The 12,821-nt window shown below is 43.0% G+C and carries 10 protein-coding genes; 5 read left to right on the top strand and 5 right to left on the bottom strand.

What is annotated here, in order from left to right:
• Window positions 1-137 precede the first annotated feature (137 nt).
• The 3 genes from LQ983_RS05400 (at window position 138) to cydC (ending at window position 5,036) form a co-directional block, all read left to right on the top strand.
• Window positions 138-1,460 carry an anaerobic C4-dicarboxylate transporter gene (locus LQ983_RS05400; protein WP_230621893.1) on the top strand — a complete coding sequence of 441 codons (1,323 nt, stop codon included), beginning with the start codon at window positions 138-140 and terminating at the stop codon, window positions 1,458-1,460.
• 176 nt (window positions 1,461-1,636) lie between these two features.
• The gene (locus LQ983_RS05395) at window positions 1,637-3,385 is read left to right on the top strand and encodes an ABC transporter ATP-binding protein/permease (RefSeq protein WP_230621892.1); all 1,749 of its coding nucleotides are present in this window, start codon (window positions 1,637-1,639) and stop codon (window positions 3,383-3,385) included.
• Entirely contained in the window at window positions 3,378-5,036 is a 1,659-nt protein-coding gene (gene cydC / locus LQ983_RS05390) for a thiol reductant ABC exporter subunit CydC (RefSeq protein WP_230621891.1), read from the top strand. Before LQ983_RS05395 ends, cydC begins: the two co-directional genes overlap by 8 nt.
• Before the next feature lie 130 nt (window positions 5,037-5,166).
• Here the strand turns inward: cydC and LQ983_RS05385 are convergent, their stop codons facing one another.
• Both LQ983_RS05385 and LQ983_RS05380 read right to left on the bottom strand, forming a co-directional pair.
• A complete protein-coding gene (locus tag LQ983_RS05385; RefSeq protein WP_005702403.1) occupies window positions 5,167-5,259 on the bottom strand; it encodes a methionine/alanine import family NSS transporter small subunit in 93 nt (30 codons plus the stop codon).
• Window position 5,260: 1 nt separating this feature from the next.
• Window positions 5,261-6,760, bottom strand: a complete 1,500-nt coding sequence (locus LQ983_RS05380; protein ID WP_230621890.1) for a sodium-dependent transporter — start codon at window positions 6,758-6,760, stop codon at window positions 5,261-5,263.
• 339 nt (window positions 6,761-7,099) lie between these two features.
• Here LQ983_RS05380 and LQ983_RS05375 point away from each other — a divergent pair, with 339 nt between their 5' ends.
• Together LQ983_RS05375 and LQ983_RS05370 are read left to right on the top strand one after the other, a co-directional pair.
• A complete protein-coding gene (locus LQ983_RS05375; protein ID WP_230621889.1) occupies window positions 7,100-7,786 on the top strand; it encodes an rRNA large subunit pseudouridine synthase E in 687 nt (228 codons plus the stop codon).
• Window positions 7,787-7,790: 4 nt separating this feature from the next.
• Window positions 7,791-8,507: an MgtC/SapB family protein gene (locus LQ983_RS05370; protein ID WP_230622610.1), complete on the top strand. Its 717-nt coding sequence runs from the start codon at window positions 7,791-7,793 to the stop codon at window positions 8,505-8,507.
• A 37-nt stretch (window positions 8,508-8,544) separates the two neighbouring features.
• On the opposite strand, the gene LQ983_RS05365 is transcribed toward LQ983_RS05370, so the two are convergent.
• The 3 genes from LQ983_RS05365 to selA are packed head-to-tail and all read right to left on the bottom strand — an operon-like array spanning window position 8,545 to window position 12,744.
• Window positions 8,545-9,450 carry a DUF3298 and DUF4163 domain-containing protein gene (locus LQ983_RS05365; RefSeq protein WP_230621888.1) on the bottom strand — a complete coding sequence of 302 codons (906 nt, stop codon included), beginning with the start codon at window positions 9,448-9,450 and terminating at the stop codon, window positions 8,545-8,547.
• A 43-nt stretch (window positions 9,451-9,493) separates the two neighbouring features.
• Complete coding sequence (gene selB / locus LQ983_RS05360; RefSeq protein WP_230621887.1) at window positions 9,494-11,353, bottom strand: selenocysteine-specific translation elongation factor; 1,860 nt, start codon at window positions 11,351-11,353, stop codon at window positions 9,494-9,496.
• Entirely contained in the window at window positions 11,350-12,744 is a 1,395-nt protein-coding gene (gene selA, locus LQ983_RS05355) for an L-seryl-tRNA(Sec) selenium transferase (protein WP_230621886.1), read from the bottom strand. The genes selB and selA overlap by 4 nt, the downstream gene beginning before the upstream one ends.
• Between the last annotated feature and the right edge of the window lie 77 nt (window positions 12,745-12,821).

Here is a 12,821-nt window from a genome sequence, read left to right as displayed (position 1 = left end):
AACATTCTTATATAATTAAGCTGAATTTTGGGCTGTTAAATCCCGATTGCCTTGGGAAGGCATCTCTATCAAAATATAACTGAGTATAATTTCTTATACGTTACACAGATTTTATTTTCATTCTCTAAGGAGGCAGTATGTCTGCTATGTTTTTACTTCAATTCGCCATCGTGTTGCTCTGTATTTTGGTCGGTGCACGTGTTGGCGGTATCGGTTTGGGTGTTTTTGGCGGCTTGGGGCTTGCTATTTTGTCTTTCGGTTTTGGTTTAAAACCGGCAGGTTTGCCAATTGACGTGATGTTTATGATTATGGCAGTAGTTTCTGCGGCAGCAGCAATGCAAGCATCAGGTGGTTTAGATTACATGATCAAAATTGCGACAAATATTTTACGTCGCAATCCAAAACATATTACATTTATCGCCCCTGCAGTGACTTGGACCTTTACGCTATTAGCCGGTACGGGCCACGTTGCCTATTCTGTATTACCGGTAATTGCTGAAGTGAGTCGTCAAAATGGCGTCCGTCCTGAACGTCCAATGTCCATGGCGGTTATCGCCTCTCAATTTGCGATTGTTGCCAGTCCGATTGCTGCCGCTGTAGTTGCAGTTGTCGCGTATCTTGAACCGCAAGGCATTCATTTAGGGGATGTGTTAATCGTTACAATTCCTTCTACTATTCTAGGAATTTTCTGCGCTTGTCTATTTGTCAATAAAATGGGTAAAGAATTAAAAGATGATCCGGAATATCAACGTCGTTTACACGATCCAAAATATGCGGAAGCCTTTAATTCAACTGTTGTCGGTAAAGAGCTTGAAATTAGCAAATCCGCCAAAATCTCCGTATCCCTTTTCTTATTTGGTGCATTACTTGTTGTGTTAATGGGAGCAATGCCTTCTCTTCGTCCGGTATTTGATGGCAAACCAATGGGTATGGCGCATACCATTGAGATCATCATGCTATCTATCGGTGCGTTAATTATCTTAACCTGTAAACCGGATGGCACTGAAATTACTAAAGGTTCTGTATTCCACGCCGGTATGCGTGCGGTAATCGCTATTTTCGGTATTGCATGGTTAGGTGATACCTTAATGCAAGCCCATATGGAAGAAGTTAAAGGTTTAGTAAAAGGTTTAGTCGAAACCGCACCTTGGACATTTGCTTTCGCCTTGTTCATACTTTCAGTGTTAGTTAACAGCCAAGGTGCTACTGTAGCAACTCTATTCCCATTGGGTATTGCTCTTGGTATTCCACCTGCAATTTTGATTGGTGTGTTTGTTGCGGTAAACGGCTATTTCTTCATCCCGAACTACGGTCCAATCATCGCTTCAATCGACTTTGATACCACGGGTACTACTCGAATCGGTAAATACATTTTCAACCACAGTTTCATGCTACCTGGTTTATTAAGTATGGCATTTTGCTTAGGTTTTGGTTTGTTATTTGCCAATATCTTGCTATAAACCGATTTGAATTTTATACAAATAGCACCTTTCTTAAGGTGCTATTTTTTTGTTTTAAATTTAAGCGTCAAATATAAAAATACCAAAAATTAGAATAAAATTAATTATCATTTGTTATATAAATGTTATGATATAGCACTTTTCATTAAAGTAATTTTTAAGGACAAATAAACGTTATGATGATTGATAAACGGCTGATAAACACAGTCGAGGATAGCAAAAAATGGATTGCTATTAATGTGTTATGGAACTGGGTTGCCTTAATTGGCGGAATTATAAGTGCAGTAGTGTTTGCCATTTGCTTACAATGGGCGTTTGAACGTTCACTTACACTACAAAGTGCGGTCATTTTTACCGTCGTTTTGGTTGCTTGTCTGGCGTTGCGTGCTTGGGCAGGAAAAATGGCGGTGAAAGCCTCCTATAAAGCGAGTACGCAAGTGAAGCATAAATTGCGCACACTGATTTATCAAAAATTGTCTTCCATGCCGCTGAATCAGGTTAACCAACAATCTACCTCTTCCGTGATCCAAGTGGCATCTGAAGGCGTGGAGCAACTGGAAATTTATTTCGGTCGTTATCTTCCGCAGTTGTTTTACAGCCTGCTTGCGCCGCTTACATTGTTTGTTTTTCTGGTCTTTTTTAACGCACCGACCTCATTAATTCTTTTGGTTTGCGTGCCGTTAATTCCAATGTCCATCATTGCGGTAAATAAAATCGCGAAACGTTTGTTGGCGAAATATTGGTCTATTTATGTCGGGTTAGGCAGTAGCTTTTTGGATAATCTACAAGGTTTGATTACTTTGAAAATCTATCAAGATGATGATTACAAAGCCAAACAAATGGACATCGAAGCGGAGAATTTCCGTACCATCACCATGAAAGTATTGACCATGCAGCTAAATTCCGTTTCTTTAATGGATTTATTGGCTTACGGCGGTGCGGCATTAGGGATTTTGACGGCGCTTTTACAATACCAAGATGGTAATTTAAGCATTTTCGGTGTTATTTTATTTATTTTGCTTTCTTCCGAATTTTTCATTCCGTTACGCTTACTGGGTTCTTTCTTCCATGTGGCAATGAACGGTAAGGCGGCTTCAGAGAAAATCTTTACGCTGTTGGATACCCCGGTAGAAGAAAATAAAAGTGCGGTGGATTTTCCGGCTAAAAATGAAGTCACCGTGCAAATTAAGGATTTACATTTTGCCTATTCTGCAGAAAAACCGGCCATTAACGGCTTAAACCTTGATATTCAACCGAAGCAATTAACGGTTTTTGTGGGTAAGAGCGGTTGCGGTAAATCCACGTTGGTTTCTTTGCTGATGGGTTTTTACCAAGCGCAGCAAGGGGAAATTTTGTTTAACGGGGTCGATATTAAACAAATTAACCGTCATTCCTTATATCGTCACGTTTCGTTGGTGAGCCACAGCAGTTACATTTTCAAAGGAAGCCTCAGAGAAAATATGTTGATGGCATTGTCTGATGCTTCTGATGACGCTATTTATCAATGCTTGGAACAAGTGAATTTGGCGAATTTCGTCCGTGAAAACGGCGGGTTGGATATGACGTTATTAAGTCGTGGAACTAACTTGTCCGGTGGTCAAATTCAACGTTTAGCATTGGCGCGTGCCTTGTTGCACAATGCCGACTTATACGTTTTCGATGAAGCCACCAGCAACATCGACGTAGAAAGTGAAGAAATCATTCTGCAATTTATTCAACAGCTTAAACACGAAAAAACTATTGTCATGATTTCTCACCGTCTGGCGAATGCGGTAAATGCCGACCAAATTTATGTGTTACAAAGCGGTCACTTGGCAGAATCGGGCGATCATGCTTCTTTAATGACTGAAAACGGAATTTATGCAGAAATGTTTAATCAACAAAAGAACTTAGAAAATATCAGAACGGGGGCAAATCATGCGTAAGAACGGATTTGTCGTCATGTGGCAACTCATGAAATTGGTGACGCCGTTGGCGCATATCATGAGTTTCACCATTATTATGGGTACCCTCGGTTTCCTCAGTGCTATTTTCATTATGGTGCTGGGTGCGATGGGTTTGTCGGAATTGCTTAATTTCCACTCCCACTTAAATTTATCGCAAATTTTGACCGCACTTATTGTGCTCGCAGTAGCGCGTGGCATTTTACGTTATTTGGAACAAATGTCCGGCCATTACATCGCCTTCAAATTATTGGCGTTGTTGCGCGACAAAGTGTTCAGTGCATTACGTCGTTTGGCGTTTGTGAAATTGCAGGACAAACAATCCGGTCAATTGCTTTCCTTGGTCACCAATGATATTGAATTGTTGGAAGTGTTTTATGCGCACACCATCGCGCCGATCGCCATTGCCTTTTTAACCTCCGGTATTTTATTGGCGGTGTTCGCGCATATTTCTTGGTGGTTCGTGTTGGTGGCATTTTTAGCGTATGTTACCGTCGGTATTATTTTGCCTATCGTCACCACCCAAATGGCGCGTGAAGATGGTCGTAAATACCGTGAACTGGTAGGCGAAATGAATGATTTCTTCCTCGACAGCATTCGTGGCATGAAAGAAATTCAACTTTTCGGCAACGAGGAAAAACGTTTACAGGAAATCCACCAACGCAGTGAAAAAATCGACCAAGCCTTTTTAAAAATCAAACAACAAGAAGGCAACGTGCGTTCGTTCACGGAAATTGCGGTGTCTTTCTTCAATATCGTGATTTTATTGGTGGGCTTAACGCTCTTTGCTTACGACTATATTGATTTTGCCGGTTTGCTTATTGGTGTGATTTTATTGATGTCCAGTTACGGCCCGGTGATTGCCTTAAGTAACCTGTCCAACAACTTATTGCAAACGCTCGCCAGTGGCGAACGTGTCTTGGCATTATTGGCAGAACAACCGGAATTAAAAGACGTAGAAAACGGCGTGAATATGACTGACATACAGCAAATTAACGTAGAAAATGTCAGTTTTGCTTATGCGGACGAACAAATTTTGTCTGATGTGAATTTGCAGATCAAAAAAGGCGAAATTCTCGGTATTCACGGCCGCAGCGGTAGCGGTAAAAGTACCCTTTTGAAATTAATGATGCGTTTTTACGATCCGCAACAAGGTCGTATTTGCATTAACGATACGGACTTAAAAAACATTAATACGGTGAATTTGCGCGACAATATCGCTTACATCACCCAACAAACCTATATTTTCAATGAAACGGTGTATGAAAATATTGTGTTGGCAAACCGTAAGGCAACAAAAGAGCAAGTGATTGAAGCGGCGAAAAAAGCCTCTATTCATGAATTTATCATGAGTTTGCCGGAAGGCTACGATACCAAAATCACTGAAATGGGGAACAATCTTTCCGACGGTGAAAAACAACGCATCGGTATTGCCCGCGCCTTCTTGCACAATGCACCGATTATTTTGTTAGACGAACCGACAAGTAATCTGGACAGCTTAAACGAAGCCATGATTTTGCAATCCTTGCTAAACGTGAAAGCGGAAAAATTGATCATCTTAGTGAGCCATCGCGCCTCTACCATGGCAATTTGTGATCAGGTTATTCCAATCGCCAACGGACGTATGTCATAGTTAAGGCTTGTTGAACGTCAAAGTGCGGTGTTTTTTGCGGTCTTTTAAAACGTATGAAAAACCCACCGCACTTTTCCCACAAAAAATCCCATCAAACATTTGATGGGATTTTTTGTTTTTAAAAGCTAAATTATTCTTTTGGTAATCTGATCACGGAAACCAATAATCCGCCCCAGATAATGATGAGCGCGATAGCCATCATGATAATTGCATTGGTTGACATCTTATTTTTCTCCTTGTTTTTGTACGAGATTTTTCCATGGTAAACGGGAAAGTAAGAAACTGATGATGACTAAGCCGATCGCCATGCCCCAGCCGAAAGTGTTAACGAACCATTCAGGATAGCCTTCGTAACCATTTGCCAATACTTTGGTGGCTTCTTTGTAAAGCATGAACGCTAATACGCCGGTGGTAACCACAATGCAGGCTTTCCAGATTGTACCAACTTTGAAAGAACTGGTTTCGTTTAAGTGTTCACCAAGTTCTTTTAATCTGCCGGTAACGATAATGGAGAGTAAAGAGAAGAATGCCACAGCAACAATACCGAACATATTGACGAAGTTGTCCATGGTATCAAGCATCGGTAAGCCGGCTGCCGTACCAAATAATAAGGTGGATGCGACCATCATTGGTAAGCCAACCAAGAATGTTGCGTGTGCACGACGTAAGCGTAATTTATCTTGTACCGCCGCAATGATTACTTCTAATACGGAAATAAAAGAGGTTAACCCGGCGAAAACTAAAGAACCGAAGAATAACACGCCCAATAATTGACCTAATGGTGCTTGGTTAATGATGGTTGGGAAGGCAAAGAAGGCTAAGCCGATACCGCCTTTTGCTACTTCGCTGACATCTTGTCCGTTGGCGACAGCGATGAACCCTAACGCAGAGAATACGCCGATACCCGCTAAGACTTCAAAGCTACTGTTAGCAAAGCCAACTACTAAACCTGCGCCGGTTAAATCCGATTCTTTTTTCAAGTAAGAGGCATAGGTCAACATGATGCCGAAGCAAATGGAAAGTGAGAAGAAGATTTGACCATATGCGGCAATCCAAACACTTGGGTCAGCTAATTTGTCCCAGTTTGGTGAGAATAAGGCATCAAGACCTTTTTCTGCACCCGGTAAGAACAGGGAATAAACCACCAAGGTAATGAACATGATCACCAAAATTGGCATGAAGATAACGGAAGAACGCGCCACGCCTTTTTGTACGCCAAAAGAAAGAATCAACAACGTGATAATCCACACAGCAAGTAACGGTCCAACAACGGTGTCAACAAAATCCAAGCTTAACGCCACCTCACTTGCCATCTTAATGTGTTCATGTAAGAAGAAATCTACCGGATTGCTACCCCAAGCGGAGCTAAAGGAATAATAAGCATAGCTTGCTGCCCAGCCAAGAATAACCGCATAGTAAAGACCAATAATTACGTTGATCATCACTTGCCACCAACCGAAGGTTTCAAAAGCGGTTTTGAGCTTGCGATAAGCTAATGGTGGAGAGGCGCGGAATTTGTGGCCTAAAGCATAATCTAAAAAGACCAAAGGAATACCGGCCGTTAATAACGCCACAATGTAAGGCAAAATAAAGGCGCCGCCGCCGTTTTCATAAGTAACATAAGGGAAACGCCAAATGTTTCCCAAGCCGACTGCCGAACCGATCGCCGCAAAAATAAAGGCTCTGCGTCCGGAGAATGTTTCACGTTTATGTGTTTGAGTCATGGAACAACCTGTAAAAGTTAAAAAATGTTGGAGCCTCAATATAAATCAATAAAAATGCGAGTCAATAGACAAAAATAACAAATTATGAAAATTTACGTTATTTTTCATCAAGTTATTTTTAAAATATAGTTTTTTATTCTATTTTAAAATTTAATTTTTAGAATAAAAAAATGAGATTTATAAAAAATCGACGTTAACTTGCTAAAAAAGGGCATAAAATGCCGAATAAAACGCTAGTGATGAAAAAGTTCCTCATTTTGTGCATTTATTTCGGGCATAAATTTAGATTTTGCTTCAATTGGTGCTAAAGTATGCAAAATTTTTATGAATACCTTATTTATGCAGCCAACATCTTTTCGGCGAAAACCCCAAAAATGGAGAAAACCAACTCAAAGTGCGGTTCATTTTGGCGGTGTTTCTAAGCCTAAAATCGCGTTTTCTCAAACTCAAGTAATTCTGTTTAATAAACCCTTTGATGTGTTGTGCCAATTTAGTGATGAAAATGGTCGTAGCACGTTGAAAGATTTTATTGATATCGCTGACGTTTATCCTGTCGGGCGGCTGGATCGCGATAGTGAGGGATTATTGTTGTTGACTAACAACGGGGAGATTCAACATCGCTTGGCGGAACCTAAGTTTAAAATGGAAAAAACTTACTGGGTGCAGGTGGAAGGCGTCCCTGATGAAGCCGCGTTAGAGCAACTTCGGCGAGGCGTGCAATTAAAAGATGGTATGACAAAACCGGCAAAAGTGCGGTTGATTTCCGAACCGGATTGTTTATGGCAACGCGTTCCGCCCATTCGCGAGCGAAAAAATATTCCTACATCGTGGTTAGAAATTAAAATTTATGAGGGGCGAAATCGGCAAGTACGCAGAATGACGGCGCATATTGGCTTTCCGACATTGCGTTTAATTCGTTGTCAGCTTGCCGGTTTTACGCTCCAAAATTTAGCGCCAAAAACCTACCGCACTTTAACGCAAGATGAACTAAAACAACTTTATCAATCACTTGGATTAACAATTTAACATGATGAGTAACCTATCCGTTTTTTTTGAAACATTGGCGCGAGACAGCCATTTCTTTATTTTCGTTAAAATGGCGTTTGCCATGGTGCTGGGCGGCATCATTGGTTTGGAGCGTGAGTTAAAAGCCAAACCCGTGGGGGTAAAAACTTGCATGATTATTGCGGTGACGACCTGCGCACTCACCATTGTTTCCATTCAATCTGCCGAACATTATGCCCAAGTATCAGAAAACATTCGTACTGACCCAATGCGTTTGGCAGCACAGGTGATTAGCGGCATCGGTTTCCTTGGTGCGGGCGTGATTTTACGTAAGCACAATGATGCGATTTCCGGCTTGACCACGGCGGCGATTATCTGGGCGGCTGCGGGTATCGGTATTGCTTCCGGCGCGGGCTTCTATTTTGATGCGATTATTGCCACCTTCATGATTTTAATCGCCATTCGTTTGAGCCCGTCTGTGCATCGTTGGGTGCGCCGTTATGAGAAAAAGAAGAAAACCCGCATTACCGCCACATTGGCTTCGCCGGCTGCGGTGGGGCAGTTTATCCAGCTGCTACATACCCATAATCATCTGATTGAAAATATTAATATGAAAGATCAGGCAAACGGTGAAACTAAATTGACGATTCGTTGCACGATTAATGACAAAGATACCATTCACGAATTGTACTTATTATTAAAGAATGAACCGGATGTGCTGAGTTTAGAATTAGAGAATTAAAAAAATCCCCAAGTATGTGCTTGGGGATTTTTGTTTGTTATTCAACGTAACTTTTTCCTAAAAATTTAAATGCCGGTGTTAACAAGGCTTTGACTTCATCATCATATAAAGACAGGCGCAGTTCCTTTTCACCCGCTGCATAAGGGCCAAGGGCATAAGGCGGATAGACAAACACAATGCCATCTTGTGAAAAATAGAAATTATCACTGAGGTAAAAATCGGCTTTTGCGGTGAATGGCTCTTGTCGTTCACCGTTATCGCCACGAGATTCATTTTGATAAATCTCCCATAGCAACGCTTTAACTTTGTTTTGTTGTGCTTTAGTAAAGACATCGTCTAATCGAATGACGGCTTTTTTGTCTAAATCAACGTTCACAAAATGGGTGGAATACATGCCATGGGCACCACCGGAATAACTATAATAGTGGAGGGTGAAGGAGGCTAAGTTTTCCCGCTGCCCTAAATATTCCATGCCAACGCTGGTCTCTACCGCCAAGGTTTCATACTCTCTTGCTTCTTTTAGGGTTTCAGCCATGTCTTTCTCTAATCGTTCAATAAACTGTTGTTTATTTTCGATTTTAGGCTGCCCTTCCACATTGAATGACGCAATGACTTCATTTAATAACAAGGCAGTTAGCCAGTCCGAATTGGTTTTTAACATCGTAATATCGAATTTGACTTTGTTAATGGAAGTATCATCAGTGCCTTTTGTTGGTGAAATAACTGCCGATTTTTGGAAGAGGACTTCCGGTTCTACTTGAATTGCTTGATTTTCCGCCAAATCCAGAACCTGTCTTTGTAAGGTATTCACTTGTGCATTTAGCTGCTCGATCGTTTGGGTTTGTTTTTTCACTTGTTCGGAAAGAGCATTTTTTTCTTCATCATTGCAGCCGGTAAGCGTTAGACCGGCGACGGCTAAAGCAGAAATGAGCAGTTTTTGCATAGAAACTCCTTGTATAAAAATGTTGTGAAAATCGACCGCACTTTTACAAATCAAACACGTCCGCATCGCGCAATACGTGAATATTGCCTTTGCGACGTAAGAAACCACAGCGGTCGAAATATTCCACCAGTTGTACGGTCATTTTGCGTCCGAATTGTAACGCATCACGCAATTCGTTTACCGATATGCCCTCTTTCCCGGCGACAAGCTGTTTGATTAAGCGAGCGGTGGCATAAATGTTCTCGGTCAGGAAGAAACGGTCTTTCACCACAGCGGTGAGATAGCCTAATTTACCTGCTTTGTAGAGGAAGTTGCGCATGGCGCTTTCTTCCTGTCCTAATAAGCCCGCAAGATCACGCACCCACAATGCTTGTCCGTTATGTTGCTCAAATTGCTCAAGAACTTGTTGCCATAATGCACGTTCTTGTTCATTAAATTGAATTTTATGATCGGCGGTGTGTAGCCAGCCACGAGTTTGCTGTAGCTGATTTTCGGCTAATAATTCATCAATAAAATGATAAATCAGTTTTTCCGGCTGGTTCAGTGCCGCAATGCGATATAAACGGGCTTTGCCTAAGCCGAGTTGGTCTGGATGTTGTTCGTGATATTGCGCAAGTGCGGTCAATAATTTCGATGTTTGTTGCGTGCGATACTCGGCATTAAAACACCAGCTTTGGAAGCGAATGTCACCGTTTTTTTCAAGAATGTCATTCAGTTGTGTCTCTGTCAGCTGTTCAATCCACATCAACTGCTCGGCTTCCACCGCATGATTTTGCAGATAAAGTGCGGTGCGTTTTTCGGCTGTTTCTGCTTGAATCAGTTGGCGTAAATAATCGAAACGGGCTTCTGTGCGCTTGTGGCGTTTCGGTGAATGGATTTCAATTACTTTTGCGCCACCGAGTACGGCGGTAGAGTTGCTGTTGCGTAAGATAATTTTGTCACCATGCGCCAAAAACAACGGTTGCTCTAAAATCAGTTCTGCCAGCGCGTGTTGCTGAGGCACGAGTTTGGGTTGTTGTAATAATGTCAGCTTGCCTGTGGTGTGTGAGGCCGCGTGATAAATATGCACCGGTTGGCTTTCGTTCAGTGGAATTTGGTTTTCGAGCCAAACGGTGACGCGATCTGTCGCTTTGGCAGGCGGTTGGGAGAACAACCAATCGCCGCGCTCAATTAACGAGCGGTCGAAATCTAAGTTAATATTTAATGCCAGGCGTTGTCCTGCAAAGCCTTCTGTACTTTGTTCGTTTTGTGCGTGGATATTTTTCACCCGCACTTTTTGCCCATTGCTTAAATACAATTCGTCATCGATGGCAACTTTGCCCGCAAATGCGGTACCTGTCACCACGGTGCCGGCGCCTTTAATGGTGAAAATACGGTCGATGGCATAACGGAATGGTTTTTCCGTGTCTGATAATTCCGGCAACTGCGCCAAATAATCGCGTAATGTTTCAATACCCTGGCCAGTGGTGGCAGAGGTCACGAAGAATTTGCTGTTTGCCAAGATGGCATAGTGTTGACGTAACTGTTGTTCTAATGCGTCGATTTGTTGCGCATCGGCGCGGTCGGCTTTGGTGATCACCACCATGATTTCCTGCAATTGCAACAAGCTCAAAATGTTTAAGTGCTCGATGGTTTGTGCTTGCACGCCTTCGTCTGCGGCAACGATAAGCATGGCGTAATGGATGCCGCCCAAGCCTGCCAGCATATTAGCGAGAAAACGTTCGTGCCCCGGCACATCGATAAAGCCGAGGATTTGATCTTTTAACGGCAAATAGGCGTAGCCCAAATCAATGGTCATGCCGCGTTTTTTTTCTTCCGGTAAATGCGCTGTGTGCGTACCGGTGAGGGCTTGCAATAGCGCGGTTTTGCCGTGGTCAACGTGTCCGGATGTGACAATAATCATAGCGCCTCCAAGGTGTCGAGCAAGCGTTCGAGATTAGCCAAACTGCGTAAATCCAACCAAATTTTATCCCGTTCAATGCGCCCGATAACCGGTTGCGGTAGCGCCAATAAACGGGCGAAAAGTGCGGTGGTTTTTGTCGGTGTTTTTTCTGTTGCCGGCGCAATGGTTACCGCGACTGACGGAATTCGTGCCAACGGTTGGGAGCCACTACCAACCTGCGCTTCGCTTGGTTCGATCGCAACAACATAATCTGCATTTAAGCGATTTTCTAACCGCTCTTTCAGTTGTTCCGCCTGTGCTTGTAATTGGGCTATAGGCTGGGTGAGCAGATGAAGTGCGGTCAGTTTTTCGGTAATTTTTTCCGGTTGCAAATACAAACGCAAAGTGGCTTCCAGACCGGCGAGGGTGACTTTGTCGCAACGCAACACGCGTTTGAGCGGATGGGCTTGTAGCTGTTGAATCAATGCTTTTTTACCCACGATAATCCCTGCTTGTGGCCCGCCAAGCAGTTTGTCGCCGGAGAAGGAAATCAAATCGAGGCCGTGTTGTAATTTTTCTTGTACTGTCGGTTCTTCCGGCAAGTTGAATTGTTTCAGATCGATTAACGCGCCGCTGCCTAAATCTGTGATGACCGGAATGCCAAATTCTTTACCTAATTCCGCCAGTTCTTGTTCGTCAACAGAATGCGTGAAACCACAAATTTGGTAGTTACTGCTGTGAACTTTCATTAAAAAGGCAGTATTTTCGTTAATTGCGTTGCGATAATCTTTTAAATGGGTGCGGTTGGTAGTACCCACTTCCACCAGTTTACAACCTGCCTGCGCCATGATGTCGGGAATGCGGAAAGCGCCGCCGATTTCAATCAATTCACCACGGGAGATGATCACCTCTTTCCCCTGCGCGAAAGTCGCCAATATCAGTAATACTGCCGCTGCGTTGTTGTTCACCACACAAGCCGCCTCTGCGCCCGTGAGTTGTTGCAGTAAATCGCTGATGTAGTTATCCCGATGACTGCGCTCGCCTGCTGCTAAATCATATTCTAATGCCACGTTGCCCTGCATAGCGTCTAGTGCCGCTTGTTGTGCCGCCGGTGACCACAACGCGCGCCCGAGATTGGTGTGCAATACCGTGCCGGTTAAATTATGTACGCTCTTAATGTTCACTTGTTGTTGTAACAATAATTGTTGGCGGATGTACTGAAAGGTGGCGTCATCCGTTTGCAAAAAGTGCGGTAGGTTTTCATGGCGTTTTATATGTTCGCGCGCTTGTTGCAACATATCGCGAGACACGCTGACAGTGGCACTATGGCCAAATTCTGCCACGAATTGTTCTCCTTGCGGAGTTTTGAGTAATTTATCGACGGCGGGAAGGGCTTGATAAAGGGCTGACATGATGATTCCTTTTTCTGGGGTTAAATTGGCATTTTTAGCGGGGATTATAAGGCGTGAAACCTGATTTCTTCTTTGCT

This window comes from Aggregatibacter sp. Marseille-P9115 (assembly GCF_920939465.1).
GTDB lineage: Bacteria > Pseudomonadota > Gammaproteobacteria > Enterobacterales > Pasteurellaceae > Aggregatibacter > Aggregatibacter segnis_B.
The sequence above is the reverse complement of the archived record's forward strand: the minus strand, read 5'-3'. Positions and strand labels throughout refer to the sequence as shown.

Coding starts and splice junctions, on each gene's coding strand:
- LQ983_RS05400 (WP_230621893.1), top strand. CDS start 138: ATGTCTGCTATGTTTTTACTTCAATTCGCCATCGTGTTGCTCTGTATT.
- LQ983_RS05395 (WP_230621892.1), top strand. CDS start 1,637: ATGATGATTGATAAACGGCTGATAAACACAGTCGAGGATAGCAAAAAA.
- cydC (WP_230621891.1), top strand. CDS start 3,378: ATGCGTAAGAACGGATTTGTCGTCATGTGGCAACTCATGAAATTGGTG.
- LQ983_RS05385 (WP_005702403.1), bottom strand. CDS start 5,259: ATGTCAACCAATGCAATTATCATGATGGCTATCGCGCTCATCATTATC.
- LQ983_RS05380 (WP_230621890.1), bottom strand. CDS start 6,760: ATGACTCAAACACATAAACGTGAAACATTCTCCGGACGCAGAGCCTTT.
- LQ983_RS05375 (WP_230621889.1), top strand. CDS start 7,100: ATGCAGCCAACATCTTTTCGGCGAAAACCCCAAAAATGGAGAAAACCA.
- LQ983_RS05370 (WP_230622610.1), top strand. CDS start 7,791: ATGAGTAACCTATCCGTTTTTTTTGAAACATTGGCGCGAGACAGCCAT.
- LQ983_RS05365 (WP_230621888.1), bottom strand. CDS start 9,450: ATGCAAAAACTGCTCATTTCTGCTTTAGCCGTCGCCGGTCTAACGCTT.
- selB (WP_230621887.1), bottom strand. CDS start 11,353: ATGATTATTGTCACATCCGGACACGTTGACCACGGCAAAACCGCGCTA.
- selA (WP_230621886.1), bottom strand. CDS start 12,744: ATGTCAGCCCTTTATCAAGCCCTTCCCGCCGTCGATAAATTACTCAAA.